The organism is Aureimonas populi, from assembly GCF_017815515.1.
Taxonomy (GTDB): Bacteria; Pseudomonadota; Alphaproteobacteria; order Rhizobiales; family Rhizobiaceae; genus Aureimonas; species Aureimonas populi.
The window spans coordinates 123230-139000 of sequence record NZ_CP072611.1 but is presented as its reverse complement, the minus strand read 5'-3'; the positions used below and the strand labels follow the sequence as shown (position 1 = coordinate 139000).

The following is a 15771-nucleotide window of genomic DNA, read 5'->3' as shown; positions in this document are numbered from 1 at the left end:
GCATCGAGATAGGGCGAGGCGGTCCTCGAACGCAAGAAAAGCGGGCTCGCCCCGCCGCTGCTCTCATGCCTTGCGGCGGTTCCTGCCGGCGCCTTCGTGCCGGCCGGGTCAGAAGTCGAGTTCGGAGTAATGCGCGGCCGGGGAGATGCCGCGCAGGCGCTCGGCCAGAAGGGGGCGGAAGGACGGGCGCGACTTCATGCGCATGTACCAGTCCTTGGCGGCCGGCTCCTCGTCCCAGGCCACTTCGCCCAGATAGTCCAGGATGGAAAAGGCCGCTCCCCCCGCCAGGTCGGCATAGGAGAGGCGCGGGCCCGACAGCCAGTTGCGGCTTTCGGCGAGCCAGCCGAGATAGCGCATATGGTTCTTCAGATTGGCGCGGGCGGCGCGGATGGCCGAGGAATCGGGCGCGCCGCCGCCGTGCTCGGCGCGCATCTCGCGCTTGAACACGCGCTCGCGCACAAGATAGCGCGTCACCTCCGCGTCCATCTTGACGAGGAACCACTCGGTCAGGCGGCGGATCTCCGCCCGTTCGGCCGGCTTGTCGGCGAAGAGCCGGTGCTCGCGCTGGAAGGCGCCGCGCGTCTCGTCGAGATATTCGCCGGCCACCGTGCCGCCCACGATGGGCGGCCCGTTGTCTTCCACCAGGATCGGCAGGCTGGCGGCGGGGTTGAGCGCGAGCAGCTCTCGCCGCCGCTCCCAGGGCCGCTCCTCGATCAGGTCGATCCGCTCGCCATACTCGCCCAGAACCAGCCGCACGAAGCGCGACCCGGCCGACATGGGGTGGTGGTGGAGCTTCAGCATGGGGCGGGGCCGTTCCTTCCTGCCTTTGGCCTGTCGGGCAAAGGATCACCCATTCGGAGATAACGAAACATATGGCTTTCGCAAGGCGGTGGCCGGTGCGAGGCTTTCGCGGCGGGCGGCACCATGCTTCCGCTTCATTCTCCCGTAAGGAGGGCAAGGTAGGTCGGAAGGCTCCGGCTTTCCCGTGCCAAGAGGATTCTTCTGCATCATGGCGAGCGATCTTTTCAGTGCGACGCTTCTGGGCGTCGTAGAAGGGCTGACCGAGTTCATCCCGGTCTCCTCCACGGCCCATCTGATTCTCATCGGCAACGCCATCGGCTTCCAGTCCACCGAGAACACGTTCGAGGTGCTGATCCAGCTCGGCGCGGTGCTGGCGGTGGTGTCGGTCTATTTCACGCGGCTCTGGCAACTTGCCACGACCCTGCCGTCGAGCCCGGCGAGCCGCCGCTTCGTCACCGGCATCCTCCTCGCCTTCCTGCCGGCCGCCGTGATCGGCGCCGTTCTTCACCCGTTCATCAAGGGCGTCCTGTTCCAGTCGCCGGCGCTGATCTGCATCGCCCTCATCCTCGGCGGCCTCGTGCTGCTCGTGGTGGACCGCATGACGCTGGCGGAGCGCTACGACAACGCCATGACGTTTCCGGTCTCGATGTATCTGAAGATCGGCTTCTTCCAGTGCCTGGCGATGATTCCGGGCGTCTCGCGCTCGGGCGCGACGATCGTGGGGGCGCTGCTTCTGGGCGCGCAGAAGCGGGCGGCGGCCGAATTCTCGTTCTTCCTCGCCATGCCCACCATGGCGGGGGCGTTCGCCTACGACCTCTACCAGAACCAGGCCGCGCTCTCGGGCGACGACGCGCTTCTCATCGTGGTCGGCTTCCTCGCCGCGCTCGTCTCGGGCATCGTCGTGGTGCGATACCTGCTCGACTTCGTCTCGCGCCATGGCTACGCGCCCTTCGCCTGGTGGCGAATCGCGGTGGGCGCGCTCGGGCTGGTCGCGATCCTCGCCTTCGGCTGAGGCGCGTCAGGCGCGGGGCGCGATCTCCGGGTCGACGGTCTTGTCGGAGGTGCGCGAGCCCCGCGTGAACTGCCCCTGCGGGCGGAAGCGCACGAGATAGGTCGGCAGGATCGCCTCCAGCGTGCGGGGATGGATGCCGAATGCCTCGAAGGTGCGCCCCTCCGCCTTGGCGGCGTCGGACACGACGTTGTCATGCTGGAGCTGGAGCACCTGATCGGAGGTGAGTGGCGCGCCGGGCAGCTTCTCCATCAGGCCGGCCAGCCGCGAGGCGATGCCTTCCGGGATCGACAGGATGCGGCGCTTGCGGTCGATGACGAGGAGCATCTCCTCCATCAGGCGCTGGAAGGACAGGACTTCCGGCCCGCCCAGCTCGTAGATTCGCCCGCCGGCCACCTTGTCATCCACCGCCACGCCCACGGCCTGCGCCACGTCGTTGACGAAGACGGGCTGGAAGAGCGTCTGCGCGCCCACCAGGGGCAGGACGGGGGAGAGCCGCGCCATGCCGGCGAAGCGGTTGAAGAACTGGTCTTCCGCACCGAAGACGATGGAGGGGCGCAGCACGACGGCGTCCGGCCTGGCCGCGAAGACATGGCGCTCGCCCAGCGCCTTGCTGCGCGCGTAGCGGCTGGAGGCATTCTCGTCGGCGCCGATGGCCGACATGTGCACCAGGCCCGCCCCTTGGGCCGCGGCGGCCTCCGCCACGTCCTTCGCCCCCTGTGCCTGGAGGGCATTGAACTTCTGCTTGCCCGCTTCTGTCAGGATGCCGACGAGATTGACGACATGGTCCGCCCCCTCCACGGCCCGCTCGATCGACCACGGATAGCGCAGATTGGCCTGGATGGGCTGTATCTGTCCCAGCCGCCCGGCGATCTGGAGGTGGTAGGCGAGGTCGGGCCGGCGGCAGGCCACGCGGACGCGATGGCCGCGGCTGGCGAGCTCCTGGACCACATAGCGGCCGAGAAAGCCCGAGCCGCCGAACACGGTGACGAGTTTCCGGGTGTCGAGCTTCATGGCTGCCACTGCTCCTGCCGTGCCTTCGAGGAAGACCATATGTGTCGCGCCACGATGTAGCGGCAAACGGCGCGCGCGAAAAGTCGCTTGGCGCGCACTCTCGCCGTTGACAGGCGGGAGATGCGAAACTAAAGCTCCGGCCCGTGCCCAGGTGGCGGAATTGGTAGACGCGCACGGTTCAGGTCCGTGTGCCGCGAGGCGTGAAGGTTCGAGTCCTTTCCTGGGCACCAATTCCCCTGATTCGTCAGGGAAGCCATGATACCCCCTCGATGAATCAATGTGCTTGCCCCTTGTGGGCTCCGGCCAGGCGCGTGGCGCGCGGGGCGGCTTCACTGCGCCTGTGAAAGCGTTTAAGCGGAACGCTCGTTCAGGAGCGGTGACAAGGAACATGCCTCGATGACCATCCGCGTGCACAAGGGCGACCTGCCCGACCTCTCGCGCTACACCGGCTCGGTTGCGATCGACACCGAGACGCTGGGGCTCGACACGCGGCGCGACAGGCTGTGCGTGGTGCAGCTCTCGCCCGGCGACGGCACCGCCGACCTTGTCCAGATCGCGCGCGGCCAGCGCGAAGCGCCGAACCTTACCGCGCTTCTCGCCGATACGAGCAAGACCAAGATCTTCCACTATGCGCGATTCGACATCGCCGCGCTGTTCCACGCCTTCGGCGTGATGACGCAACCGGTCTTCTGCACCAAGATCGCCTCCCGCCTGACGCGCACCTATACCGACCGCCACGGGCTGAAGGACCTGACCAAGGAACTGATCGGCGTCGATATCTCCAAGCAGCAGCAATCCTCCGACTGGGCGGCCGAGACGCTCTCGCCGGCGCAGATCGAGTATGCGGCCTCCGACGTCCTCTACCTGCACGATCTGATGGGCGTGCTGCTCAAGCGCCTGGAGCGCGAGGAGCGGCTGGACCTGGCCAAGGCGAGCTTCGCCTATCTGCCCACGCGCGCGCGCCTCGACCTTCTGGGCTGGGACGCCGAGGACATCTTCTCGCACTCGGTCAATCGCGGATGAGGCCCGTTCCGCCCCGCGTCCGTCAAAGAATCGGAACCTGCGGGGCGCAGTCCATCGGCAGCAGCCCGGAGAGGCGCGGGTCGGGCGCGGTCTCGATCCGCCGTTCCACCGGCCGGAAGCCGGAGCGAAGGTAGAAGTCGAGCGCGCGCGGGTGGTCGAGCGTGTTGGTGTGCAGCCATACGCGCTCCACGCCGCGCGGGAATGCAAGCTCCAGCGCGCGGTTCATCAGCACGCGCGCAGCCCCGCTGCCGACGAGGCGGGGCGTGACGCCGAAATAGACGATCTCGCAGGCGCCCTTCTGGCGAAAGTCCAGCTCGAGGATGCCCTCCGCGCGGCCATCAAGGAAGAGGGCATGGAGCGAGACATCGGGATCGGCGAGGATCGCCGCCAACTCCGCCTGCGGCATCACGAGACGCGAATACCACAGATGCGGCGCGCCGACGCGGCGGTAGAGATCGAGATAGAAGGCGAGGGAGGGCGTCTCCACCGGTTCCACGCGCCAGCCGCCATCGGCGCGCTGGGGCCGGGGCGCGGGGCGCTCGCGCATCTCCAGAACCGTCACCACGGCGGCGATGGACCCGGCCGGCACGGCCGAGAAGCGGTTGTCCTGATGCTGCATCGTATCCTGCGCCATCCCTGTCGCCCTGCCTGATGGCCGCTGGTTTCCAGCTTTCGTGCCCTCCGCGCAAGGCCCCGGGCCGTCCATGGCAGGTGCTGCGGGAATTTCCTTCCTCGCCGAGCCCCGTGGAGCGAACAAGCGTTCCTTGCCTTCGGGGCGGCGAAGCTCCAAAACCCGGCGCAATGACAAAGATTCGAATGGAATGCCGGAGAGGCCGGCGCGGTTCGCCATGCTGACAACGCCCCAGACGTCGCCGGTCCTCGAAGGCCAGTCTCCCGCCGCCGAGCCGGTCATCCGGTTCATGGGCGTGGAGAAGCGCTTTCGCGCGCCCTCGGGCGGGCAGGACTTCGTGGCGCTGAACGGCATCGACCTCGATATTCCGGCGGGCTCGATCACCGGCATCATCGGGCGCTCAGGCGCGGGCAAATCGACCCTCGTGCGGCTCGTCAACGGGCTGGAGCGGCCGAGCGCGGGGCGCGTGGTCGTGGACGGCGTCGACGTGGCCCCGCTGGAGGAGCGGGCCCTGCGGGACGTGCGCCGGCGCGTCGGCATGATCTTCCAGCATTTCAACCTTCTCTCCTCGCGCACCGCCTTCGACAACGTGGCGCTGCCGCTGGAGATCGCGGGCGTCTCGCGCCGGGAGATCCGGGAAAGGGTCGCCCCGCTGCTCGACCTCGTGGGGCTGGCCGACAAGGCAGGCAACTATCCGGCCGAGCTTTCCGGCGGGCAGAAGCAGCGGGTGGGCATCGCGCGCGCGCTGGCCACGCGCCCCAAGGTGCTGCTCTCCGACGAGGCGACCTCGGCGCTCGATCCGGAAACCACGCGGCAGGTGCTCGCGCTCCTGAAGAAAGTCAACCGCGAACTCGGCCTCTCCATCATCCTCATCACCCACGAGATGCATGTGGTGCGCGAGATCGCCGGGCGCGTGGCCGTCATCGAGGCGGGCCGCATCGTCGAGGAGGGCGATACCTATTCGGTCTTCTCCCAGCCCCGGCATCCCACCACGAAGACCTTCCTCGAGGGCGTCACCGGCGTTCGCCTGCCGCAGTTCCTCACCGAGCGGATGGTGCAGGACGCGGCGGGGGCGAGGGAGGCGGTGCTCAAGATCGTCTTCACCGGCCCGACGGCCACCGACCCGATCCTCTTCGAGCTTGGGCGGTCGCTCGACCTGCGGGTGAACATCATGGCCGGCGCGGTGGAGGAGATCGACGAGCGGCCCTACGGCACGCTCGTGGTGACGCTCGACGCCGCGCGGCTGGAGGAGGCGCGCCGCTTCATCGAGGCACGGGGCCTGACGACGGAGGTGCTCGGACATGTCCGCTAACATGGTCTGGCTGATCTGGGCGGCGACGCTCGACACGCTCTTCATGGTCGCCGTCTCGGGGGCCATCGGCATCGCCCTCGGGGCGCCGCTCGGCGTGTTTCTGGCCACCTCGCGCAAGGGCGAGCTGTTCTCGGCCCCTTACGTGAACCGCCTGCTCGGGCTCGTGGTCAACGCGACCCGGTCCACGCCCTTCATCATCCTCGTCGTGGCGATCATTCCGTTCACGCGGCTCGTCACCGGCACCTCCATCGGCACGACGGCGGCCATCGTTCCGCTCACCGTCGCGACGATCCCCTTCGTCGCGCGGCTTGTCGAATCCTCCATCCGCGAGGTCGATCCCGGCCTGGTGGAGGCGGCGCGGGCCATGGGCGCGAGCCCGGCGCAGATCGTCTGGAAGGTGCTGGTGCCCGAGGCGCGGCCCTCCATCGTGCTCGGGCTGACGCTGACCATCGTTTCTCTCATCGGCTATTCGGCCATGGTGGGCGCGGTGGGCGGCGGGGGGCTGGGGGATCTGGGCATCCGCTACGGCTACCAGCGCTTCATGCCGGAGATGATGCTCGCCGTGGTCGTCGTCCTCATCGTCCTCGTCCAGATCGTGCAGACGAGCGGCGACCTCCTCGCCAGGCGCTTCGACAAGCGCTCCCGCAAGAATTGACCGATCCATTCGCCACGCAAAGGAAAACCGGATGCTTCTCAAATCCACCCTGCTCGCCGCCACTGTGCTGGGCCTCACGGCCACCGGCGCCCTCGCCGAGACGATCCGCATCGGCGTCACGCCCGGGCCGCACGCCCAGATCGTGGAAAAGGTGAAGGAACTGCTGGCCGATGACGGCGTGGAGCTGGAGATCCTCGAATTCTCCGACTACGTGGTGCCGAACCAGGCGCTGGCGGACGGCGATCTGAACGTCAACTCCTTTCAGCACCAGCCCTATCTCGACAACCAGGTGGCCGACCGGGGCTACGACATCGTCTCGGTCGCGCAGACGGTGAACTACCCGATGGGCGTCTATTCGCAGTCGCTTGCCTCGCTGGACGAGCTGGAGGACGGCGCGTCCATCGCCATCCCGAACGATCCGACCAATGGCGGGCGGGCGCTGCTGCTGCTCGAATCCCTCGGCCTGATCGAGATCGACGATTCGGTCGGCCTTCGCGCCACGCCGCTCGATATCGAGACGAACGAGAAGAACCTGCGGATCGTGGAACTGGACGCCGCGCAGCTTCCCCGCTCGCTGGCCGACGTGGCGGCCGCGGCGATCAACACCAACTACGCGCTGGAGGCGGGCCTCGACCCGCAGGAGGACGCGATCGCCCGCGAGGAGGCGCAGAGCCCCTATGTGAACGTCATCGCCGTGCGTTCGGAAGATGCGGAGGCCGAGTGGCTGAAGAGCCTGATCGCGGCCTATCACAGCGACGAGGTGAAGGCCTTCGTGGAGGAGACCTTCAAGGGCTCCGTCATCGCCGCCTGGTAAGGCCGGGACGCGCGAAAAAGGCCGGTGGAGCGATCCGCCGGCCTTTTTTCAGGTCAGTGCCAGGGCCACGGCGGCCTCGACCGATCGCGGAATCATCGATCCGTGGGTCTCGCCGGCATAGACCTCATGGCCAACCTTGAGGGCAGGATCGTCCCTCAGGGCCCCGGCCATTTCGGCCCCGCCCGGCCCGCTGCGCCTTACGTCGAGCAAGGGCCGGCCGGTGGGCGCCGGGCGTTCCCCGGCGGTGACGATGGAAAGACGGCGCGCCATTTCGCTGCCGCCCGCTTTGCGGAAGGCCTCCAGTTCCCGCATCAGCCCGTAATCGTTCCACCACACGGATGGGTCGGCGGAGAGGATGCGCGCGAAGAGGGGGCTGTGGGCGAACACCATGTGAAGCGCGAAATGGCCGCCCAGCGAATGGCCGAACAGGGTCCGCCGGCCGGCGGCGACCTCATGGTCGCGCTCGGCGATGCCGACCGAAGCGGCGAGGACGCCTGCGAAGAAATCACGGCCGCCGGTCTCGCGCGCCGGCCCGCCCGGAGGGGCGGGCACGGCTTCGGGCGGCGTGGGTGGCGTGAAATCGAGGAAGCGGCGGCGGATGATCTCCTCTCCATCCACGACAGGATAGCCGAGGCCGACCAGAAGCAGCGGCCGGTCAGCTCTCAGCGCCGCCTCACGGGCGAGCGGGAACGTGCGGTTGCCGTCGAGGAGATAGAGGGCCGCGAGCGGCCCCTCGCCGCCCATGCGCTCGATGAACAGCCGGTAGTCGTGCGGCGCGCCGGCCGGCTTCAGGTCCCGCGTGATCGTTTGCGCGCTTGCGGGCGCGAGCGGCAGGGAGGCCGCCAGACCCAAACCGAGGGCAAGGGCATGGCGGCGCGTGAGTGGCTCAGTCATAGCGGATGGGCACGGTGAGCGAGATCGACCTGCCGCCCGGCGGGGCGGGGAAGGGGCTGGCGCGCTGCACGAGCTGGAGGGCGGCCTGATCGAGATTCGCATTGCCGCTGGAACGCGCCAGGCGCACGCCGCTGGCCGCGCCCGAGCCGGAGATGGTGAAGGCCACCTGCACCGTTCCACGCCCTCCGCCGCGCGGCGGGCGCTTGAAGCGGTTCAGCCGGGCCTGCACCTGCTGCTGCCAGCGCGCGGGCGAGACGGAGGAGCTGCTGGCGCCCTGCGAGGCCTGGCGCGACTGCTGCCCCTGCGAGGCGGCCGAAGGGGCGGGCGCTTGCCTGCGCTGTTGCTGCTGCCGGGGCGGTGTCGCCTCCTGGCGGCGGGGCTGCTCGCGCCGGGTCTCCTGCCGGCGCGGCTCCTCGCGCTGTGCCTGGCGGCGCGGCGGCGGGGTGGGGCGGATGGTGGGAACCGGCACGTTGATGACGGCCTCCGCCTCCGCAGGCGGCTCGGGTATCTCCTCGGGAGCGGGTTCCGGCTCCGGCTCGGGAAGCGGTTCCTCGATCTGGGGTTCGGGTTCCACGATCTCCGGTTCCGGCTCCGGCAGCGGAGGGGGCTCCACCGGCTCGGGCACAGGCTCAGGCTCGGGTGGAGGAGGCTCGTCGGGCACAGGCTCCGGTTCGGGCTGCGGTTCGGGCGCGGCCTCGTCGGGCGCGTCCTCCACCAGCTCCTCGCCCTCCGGCGCGTCCACCGAGGCGATGGCCGGCGCGGCGGCCGGGGGCGCCAGGTCGATGAGGATCGGCGCCTGCTCGACGCCGGCGGGTGGCGGTGCCTCCGGCGTCACGTTCATCAGCGCCATGGCCCCGGCGGAATACATGGCCGCGACCAGCCCGACGGCCGTCGTCCAGCGCAGCGCCGCAAGGCCGACCGATCTGTCGTCAGGCCGAGGATTCACACCGTGCCCGGCCACCGGATCAAGGTGTCCCGGTGGTGGGCGCCGCCGGGGCGGCCGCGGCCTGCTGGGCGGCGGCGGCCGGGTCCTCGACGCCGACCAGCGCGATCTTGAGGTAGCCGGCGCGGCGCAGCTCGTTCATCACACCCATCAGGTCGCCATAGGCCACCACCTCGTCGGCACGCAGGAAGATGCGCTGCTCGCGGTCGCCCTGGGTGCGCGCGTCCAGCGCGGCCTGGAGCGTCTGGGGCGCCAGCCGCTCCTCGCCCAGCGAGATGGAGAGGTCGTCCTGCACGGTGAGGTAGATCGGCTCGTCGGGCCGCTCCTGCGGCACCGCGTTGGAAACCGGCAGGTCGACCGGCACGTCCACGGTGGAAAGCGGGGCGGCGACCATGAAGACGATGAGCAGGACCAGCACCACGTCGATGAACGGCGTGACGTTGATCTCCGACATCTCGTCGCCGCCCTCGGCGTCGCTGTCCTTGAGATTGACGGCCATGGCTCCTACTCCGCCGGCGCGTGGTGCGGGGCGTAGCCCGCGGCGTTGCGGTCGAGATCGCGCGACAGATGCCGCATCACCAGCGCCGAGCCATCGGCCAGGACGGCGCGATAGCCGGCGATGGAGCGGGAGAAGGCGTTGTAGATGATGACGGCGGGAATGGCCGCGACCAGGCCGATGCCGGTGGCCAGCAGCGCCTCGGCGATGCCCGGCGCCACCACCGCCAGATTGGTGGTGTTGGATTCGGAGATGGCGATGAAGGAGTTCATGATGCCCCAGACGGTGCCGAACAGGCCGACGAAGGGCGAGACCGAGCCGATGGTCGCCAGGAGGCCCGTGCCCCGGTTCATGGACCGGCCGGCGCGCGCCTCGATGCGCGACAGCGCGATGGCCGTGCGCTCCTTGACGCCCTCGGCGGACAGGTTGCCGGAGCGCTCGGCCTCCTCGGCGGCCGTGGCGGCCAGCGCGGCGACGGGGCCGCGCCAGCGGCGGCGGCCGTTGCCGTTCAGCGCGTTGTCAAGCGTCTGCGCCCGCTCCAGCCGGGCGACGCCGGAGCGGGCGCGCCGCTTGGCGAAGGACAGCTCCATGGCCTTGGCGAAGGCGATGATCCAGGTGACGAAGGATGCGAGGACGAGGCCGATCATCACCGCCTTCACCACCCAGTCGGCGGCCATGTACATGCCCCAGGGCGTCAGGTCGTGGGGCAGCGTCTCGTCGCGCCCGTCCACCTCGGCAAGCGGCAGCGGCTCGCCTGCCGGCGCGGGATCGGCCGGCTCGGCCGGTGCCGTCACCGCCGGTCCGGTGCCTTCCCCGATCGGGGCCTGTGCCGGGGGCGCGGGGGGGGGCGGCGTTGCCGGGGCGGGCTCGACGGCGGTTCCGGCTTCCGGGGCGGCCGGGCTCGCTGGCGCCGGGGCGGCAGGCTCCGCGGGAGCAGGGGCAAGGCCGGGCGCCGGAGCCTCGGGGGCGGTCTGCGCCGGCGCAGGCTGCGCTTGCTGCGCCTGCGTCGGCGCGGCGGGCGGCGTTTCCTGCGCGCCGGCCGGCGCGATGAGGGCCAGGGCGGCGAGGGCGGCGAGGAGGCCGGTGCGGTGGGCCGGGCGGATCGTCATCGGCGACTCGTTTCTTCCAATCGTCGGAGCGAGAATTCACTCTTTCGCGGGGGCTCCGCGCAGCCGGGCTGCGGGTGTGTGCGAAGACCTCTAGGGAGGAGGCGCCATCTCGCGGGCTGGGCAAGCGCGGCGTCCCCGTCAGGCTGTAACGAAACATGACTTTTGAAGTCAACTTCCTCAGCTTGGCACAAGGGGGTTTTTCAAAGAAAAAGACCGGCGCGCGCTGTCTCTGCCCCTCTTTTGGAATGGTTCTACTTCGAGTCTGCTTGCCGGTTCCCCTTCGGGAAGCGTGTCAGGCTTGTTCCGCGTCGCGCCCGCCCGCCCGGAGCGACCAGACCGCGCGCGGAATGCGCTCGAGATTCGCCTCGAACTGCCGCGTGCATTCCTCCCAGGAAAAGGTTTGGGCGAAGGCGCGGCATCCGCCCCTGTCGATCCCCAGCGCGGCAAGGGCGGCCTGGCGCAAATCCTCGCCCAGCGCCGCGTGCGGCGCGTCACCCAGTATGTCCAGCGGCCCGGGAACGGGGAAGGCTGCCACCGGCGTGCCGCAGGCCAGCGCCTCCAGCACGACCAGCCCGAAGGTCTCGAAGCGCGAGGGGAAGACGAAGACGTCGGCCGCCGACAGGTGCCGGGGCAGGTCCTCGCCGGTGCGGTAGCCAAGGAAATGGGCCGCCGGATAGGATTTCTTCAACGCCGCGGCCGCCGGCCCGTCGCCCACCACCACCTTGGAGCCCGGCAGTTCGAGATCGAGAAAGGCCTCGAGGTTCTTCTCGGACGAGACGCGGCCCAGATACATGAAGATCGGGCGCGGCAGGCCGAGGAAGTCGGCGTCGAAGCGCGGCTCGTCGCGCATCGGGCGGAAGGATTGCGTGTCCACCGCCCGGCCCCAGCGGCGGATGGGGCCGAAGCCGCGCCGGGAGAGCCCCTCCTCCAGCGTCCTCGTCTGCACCATGATGGCCGCACCGGCGGAATGGAACCAGCGCTGCGCCGCATAGGCCAGATCGACGCCCCCGCCGATCCGCTTCTCGAAATAGTCGCCGAATCGCGTGTGGAAGGAGGTGGTGAAGGGGATGGCGTGCTTGAGGCAGTAGCGCCGCGCGGCCAGCCCGATCGGACCTTCCACCGGCACGTGGATGGCGTCCGGCGCGAAGTCGCCGATCATGCGCGAGAGCGCGCGGCCCGGCGCGAGGGCAAGCCGCACTTCCCTGTAGCCGGGGGCCGGAATGGTGCGGAAACGCTCGGGGCCGATCACCTCCACCACGTGCCCGCGGGCACGCAGAATCTCCGCCGTTGTCTCGAAAACGCGCACCACGCCGTTGATCTGGGGGTGCCATGCGTCGCTGGCGATGAGAATTCGCATCGCCTGTGGCTGGAAAATGGAGGCGCTTGTGCTCATTTCACCTTCGCCGACAAAATGTCATCGCGATAACGTGATCGAGGCATAGAGCAGCGGCACGATGCGAACAACGGAACGCGGACGATCATGAACATCATCATTCTGGGGGGCGACGGCTTTTGTGGATGGGCCACCTCCCTCCATCTCTCCGCGCTCGGCCATGACGTGACCATCGTGGACAATCTGGTCCGCCGGCGCACCGACGAGGAGCTGGGCGCGGCGAGCCTCACCCCCATCCGCCCCATCGAGGAGCGGCTGGAGGCCTGGCGCGAGACCCGCAACACGCCCATCGACTTCGTTCCGATCGACGTCGCGAAGGACTATGACGCGCTGGAGGGGCTGCTCGCCCGCAAGCAGCCCGACGCCATCGTGCACTTCGCCGAGCAGCGGGCGGCGCCCTATTCGATGAAGTCCCCCTGGCACAAGCGCTACACGGTGGACAACAACGTCAACGCCACCTCCGCACTCCTCTGCGCCATGGTGGAGGCGGCGCCGGACGCGCATCTGGTGCATCTGGGCACCATGGGCGTCTACGGCTACGGCAAGACGAAGGGGATGATGATCCCGGAGGGCTATATCGACGCGACGCTGCGCTCGGGCGGCGAGGAGGCCAATGTCGAAATCCTCTATCCGGTGGATCCGGGGTCGATCTACCACATGACCAAGACGCTCGATCAGCTTCTCTTCGCGTACTACGCCAAGAATGACGGCCTGCGGATCACCGATCTGCACCAGGGCATCGTCTGGGGCACCTCGACGCGCGAGACCGACCTCGACGAGCGCCTCGTCAACCGCTTCGACTATGATGGGGACTACGGCACGGTCCTCAACCGCTTTCTCATGCAGGCCGCCATCGGGCATCCGCTGACGGTTCACGGGACGGGCGGCCAGACGCGGGCCTTCATCCACATCCGCGACACGGTGCGCTGCATCGAGCTGGCGCTGGGCTCCGGCCCGGCGCGGGGCGAGCGGGTGCGCATCCTGAACCAGATGACGGAGACGCACCGGGTGCGTGACCTGGCGCAGCTGATCTCGCAGAAGACCGGCGTGCCGGTGGAGTTCATGGACAACCCGCGCAAGGAAGCGCCGGAAAACGAGCTGGTGGTGGCCAACGACACGCTCCTCAAGCTCGGACTTGAGCCGACGCGCCTTTCGGAGGGCCTTTTGGACGAGGTGGTGAACGTGGCAGCGCGCTATCGCGACCGCTGCGATCCGAGCCGTATCGTCTGCTCCAGCCGCTGGGTGCGGCCGGAGCCGGCCAGCATCGCGGCCGAGTAGGAGGAAAGGGGCCGCCTTCGCGGCCCCTTTTCCGCTCAGCCCCCGGCGCGCGCGCGCGCCTTCTTTTCCAGCCGGCGGCGGTGCAGGACGGGCTCGGTGTAGCCGTTCGGCTGCTCGCGCCCCTTGAGGACGAGGTCGAGCGCGGCGTGGAAGGCGATGGAGGCCTCGAAATCGTCCGCCATGCGCTCGTAGGAGGGGTCGGCGGCGTTCTGCCCGTCCACCACCCTGGCCATGCGCCGCATTGTCTCGACGACCTGATCCTCGCTCACCACGCCGTGGCGCAGCCAGTTGGCGATGTGCTGGGAGGAGATGCGGCAGGTGGCGCGGTCCTCCATCAGGCCGACATCGTTGATGTCGGGCACCTTGGAGCAGCCGATGCCGGCGTCCACCCAGCGCACGACATAGCCGAGAATGCCCTGCGCGTTGTTGTCGAGCTCGGCCTGCACGTCCTGCGGCGTCCAGTTCGGCCGCGTGGCGACGGGGATGGTGAGGATGTCCGACAGGCTGGCGCGCGTGCGCCCGGCGATCTCGGCCTGCCGCTCGGCCACCGAGATGCGGTGGTAATGCGTGGCATGGAGCGTGGCGGCGGTGGGGGAGGGCACCCAGGCCGTGTTGGCGCCGGCCTGCGGGTGGCCGATCTTCTGCTCCAGCATCGCGGCCATCATGTCGGGCATGGCCCACATGCCCTTGCCGATCTGCGCCTGCCCCTTCAGCCCGCAGGCCAGGCCCACGTCGACATTGCGGTCCTCATAGGCCTTGATCCAGGTCGAGGCCTTCATGTCGCCCTTGCGGATCATCGGGCCGAGTTCCATCGAGGTGTGCATCTCGTCGCCGGTGCGGTCGAGGAAGCCGGTGTTGATGAAGACGACGCGGTGGCGGGCCTGCCGGATGCATTCGGCAAGGTTCACCGTGGTGCGGCGCTCCTCGTCCATGATGCCCATCTTGATCGTGTTCTCGGCAAGGCCGAGGGCGCGCTCCACGCGGGCGAAGGTCTCGTTCGCGAAGGCGACCTCGTCCGGCCCGTGCATCTTCGGCTTGACGATGTAGATGGAGCCGGCGCGGGAGTTCTTGTCCCCCTCCACCTTGTTGAGGTCGTGCATGGCGATGAGGGAGGTGAACAGGGCGTCCATGAGCCCTTCGGGCGCTTCGGAGCCGTCCTTCAGGCGCACCGCCGGGTTCGTCATCAGGTGCCCGACATTGCGCACCAGCATCAGCGAGCGGCCCGGCAGGGCGAGGGGCCGTCCGTCCGGCGCGGTGTATTCACGGTCGGGGTTCAGCCGCCGCGTCAGCGTCTTGCCGCCCTTCTCGAACGTGTCGGCGAGGTCGCCCTTCATCAGGCCGAGCCAGTTGCGATAGACGAGGACCTTGTCCTCGGCATCGACGGCGGCGACCGAATCCTCGCAGTCCTGGATGGTGGTGAGCGCCGATTCGAGGATCACGTCCGAGATGCCCGCCTTGTCGGTCGAGCCGATGGGCGAGGAGCGGTCGATCACCAGCTCGGCATGGAGCCCGTTGGTGCGCAGGAGCACGCTGGTGGGCGCGGAAGGCTCGCCCCGGTAGCCGGCGAACTGGGCCGGGTCGGCCAGCGGAATGCGGCGTCCGCCCTCGATTGCGATGTCGAGCCGGCCGTTCTCCACCGCAAAGCCCGTGACATCGGCCCAGGACGTGCCGTTCAGCGGCGCGGAGGCGTCCAGGAACTCGCGCGCCCAGGCGATGACCCTGGCGCCGCGCGCCGGGTTGTAGCCCTTGCCCTTCGCCGCGCCGCCGTCCTCGGAAATCGCGTCCGTGCCGTAGAGCGCATCGTAGAGCGAGCCCCAGCGGGCGTTGGCCGCGTTCAGCGCGTAGCGCGCATTCGTCACCGGCACCACGAGCTGGGGTCCGGCGATGGAGGCGATCTCGGGATCGACATTGGCGGTCTCGACCGAGAAGGCCGGGCCCCCATCCACGAGATAGCCGATCTCGCGCAGGAACGCCTCCACCTCGGCTCCGTCCACCGCCCGGCCCTGCCGCTCGGCGTTCCACGCGTCGATACGCGCCTGCAATTCGTCGCGAACGGCCAGCAGCTCCCGGTTCCTGGGCGCCAGCTCGTGCAGGAGGTCCGACAGCGCCTTCCAGAAGGCGTCCGGCTCGATCCCCGTGCCGGGCAGCGCCTCGTTCTCCGTGAAGGCCTTCAGTTCGGGCGCGATCGCCAGCCCGTGGATCTCGATATGGTCGTTCATCGCCAGTCCCCTCCGCATGATGGTGAGAAGGGGGAATCGGACATGCGCGCCCTCCTGTCAAATGCGCGACACGCAAACCGTGGATGGTGGCGCCGCCGCCTTGACTTTGGTCAGCGCCCGACGTGCAAATGAAAGCAACGGGGGAGGGCGCGCATGTCCGTTCCGGCCAGCTCGAGGATG

General features: G+C 69.1%; 15 protein-coding genes and 1 tRNA gene. 7 read left to right on the top strand and 9 right to left on the bottom strand.

Going from position 1 to position 15771, the window contains the following annotated elements:
- Positions 1-108: 108 nt before the first annotated feature.
- Positions 109-801 carry a glutathione S-transferase family protein gene (locus J7654_RS00655; RefSeq protein ID WP_209737354.1) on the bottom strand — a complete coding sequence of 231 codons (693 nt, stop codon included), beginning with the start codon at positions 799-801 and terminating at the stop codon, positions 109-111.
- Between the two features lie 208 nt (positions 802-1009).
- Here J7654_RS00655 and J7654_RS00650 point away from each other — a divergent pair, with 208 nt between their 5' ends.
- Entirely contained in the window at positions 1010-1813 is an 804-nt protein-coding gene (locus J7654_RS00650; RefSeq protein ID WP_209737353.1) for an undecaprenyl-diphosphate phosphatase, read from the top strand.
- Positions 1814-1819: 6 nt separating this feature from the next.
- Here the strand turns inward: J7654_RS00650 and J7654_RS00645 are convergent, their stop codons facing one another.
- Positions 1820-2824, bottom strand: a complete 1005-nt coding sequence (locus tag J7654_RS00645; protein WP_209737352.1) for a complex I NDUFA9 subunit family protein — start codon at positions 2822-2824, stop codon at positions 1820-1822.
- 145 nt (positions 2825-2969) lie between these two features.
- Between J7654_RS00645 and J7654_RS00640 the strand changes: the two genes are divergently transcribed.
- Both J7654_RS00640 and J7654_RS00635 read left to right on the top strand, forming a co-directional pair.
- Positions 2970-3054, top strand: a tRNA-Leu gene (locus tag J7654_RS00640).
- A 166-nt stretch (positions 3055-3220) separates the two neighbouring features.
- A complete protein-coding gene (locus J7654_RS00635; protein ID WP_209737351.1) occupies positions 3221-3847 on the top strand; it encodes a ribonuclease D in 627 nt (208 codons plus the stop codon).
- Positions 3848-3869: 22 nt separating this feature from the next.
- On the opposite strand, the gene J7654_RS00630 is transcribed toward J7654_RS00635, so the two are convergent.
- Complete coding sequence (locus tag J7654_RS00630) at positions 3870-4481, bottom strand: GNAT family N-acetyltransferase (protein WP_245195579.1); 612 nt, start codon at positions 4479-4481, stop codon at positions 3870-3872.
- Between the two features lie 214 nt (positions 4482-4695).
- Here J7654_RS00630 and J7654_RS00625 point away from each other — a divergent pair, with 214 nt between their 5' ends.
- From J7654_RS00625 to J7654_RS00615, 3 genes are read left to right on the top strand one after another with little or no spacing between them, the layout of a single operon-like run.
- Positions 4696-5790: a methionine ABC transporter ATP-binding protein gene (locus tag J7654_RS00625; RefSeq protein WP_377946568.1), complete on the top strand. Its 1095-nt coding sequence runs from the start codon at positions 4696-4698 to the stop codon at positions 5788-5790.
- Positions 5780-6445: a methionine ABC transporter permease gene (locus tag J7654_RS00620; protein ID WP_209737350.1), complete on the top strand. Its 666-nt coding sequence runs from the start codon at positions 5780-5782 to the stop codon at positions 6443-6445. Before J7654_RS00625 ends, J7654_RS00620 begins: the two co-directional genes overlap by 11 nt.
- A 31-nt stretch (positions 6446-6476) precedes the next feature.
- Positions 6477-7259: a MetQ/NlpA family ABC transporter substrate-binding protein gene (locus tag J7654_RS00615; protein WP_209737349.1), complete on the top strand. Its 783-nt coding sequence runs from the start codon at positions 6477-6479 to the stop codon at positions 7257-7259.
- Positions 7260-7307: 48 nt separating this feature from the next.
- Here J7654_RS00615 and J7654_RS00610 read toward each other — a convergent pair whose 3' ends face one another.
- The 5 genes from J7654_RS00610 to J7654_RS00590 all read right to left on the bottom strand — a co-directional run bounded on the left by J7654_RS00610 (position 7308) and on the right by J7654_RS00590 (position 12094).
- Positions 7308-8153, bottom strand: a complete 846-nt coding sequence (locus J7654_RS00610; RefSeq protein ID WP_209737348.1) for an alpha/beta hydrolase — start codon at positions 8151-8153, stop codon at positions 7308-7310.
- Entirely contained in the window at positions 8146-9099 is a 954-nt protein-coding gene (locus J7654_RS18405; RefSeq protein WP_209737347.1) for an energy transducer TonB, read from the bottom strand. Before J7654_RS18405 ends, J7654_RS00610 begins: the two co-directional genes overlap by 8 nt.
- A gap of 19 nt (positions 9100-9118) precedes the next feature.
- On the bottom strand, positions 9119-9595 hold the full coding sequence (gene exbD, locus J7654_RS00600; protein ID WP_209737346.1) for a TonB system transport protein ExbD: 477 nt from the start codon (positions 9593-9595) through the stop codon (positions 9119-9121).
- Between the two features lie 5 nt (positions 9596-9600).
- Complete coding sequence (gene exbB, locus J7654_RS00595; RefSeq protein WP_209737345.1) at positions 9601-10701, bottom strand: tonB-system energizer ExbB; 1101 nt, start codon at positions 10699-10701, stop codon at positions 9601-9603.
- Between the two features lie 292 nt (positions 10702-10993).
- A complete protein-coding gene (locus tag J7654_RS00590) occupies positions 10994-12094 on the bottom strand; it encodes a glycosyltransferase family 4 protein (RefSeq protein ID WP_245195577.1) in 1101 nt (366 codons plus the stop codon).
- A gap of 87 nt (positions 12095-12181) precedes the next feature.
- Between J7654_RS00590 and J7654_RS00585 the strand changes: the two genes are divergently transcribed.
- Complete coding sequence (locus J7654_RS00585) at positions 12182-13372, top strand: NAD-dependent epimerase/dehydratase family protein (protein WP_209737344.1); 1191 nt, start codon at positions 12182-12184, stop codon at positions 13370-13372.
- 35 nt (positions 13373-13407) lie between these two features.
- On the opposite strand, the gene J7654_RS00580 is transcribed toward J7654_RS00585, so the two are convergent.
- Positions 13408-15591 (bottom strand): malate synthase G, encoded by a 2184-nt coding sequence (locus J7654_RS00580; protein ID WP_209737343.1) that lies wholly within the window; start codon positions 15589-15591, stop codon positions 13408-13410.
- Between the last annotated feature and the right edge of the window lie 180 nt (positions 15592-15771).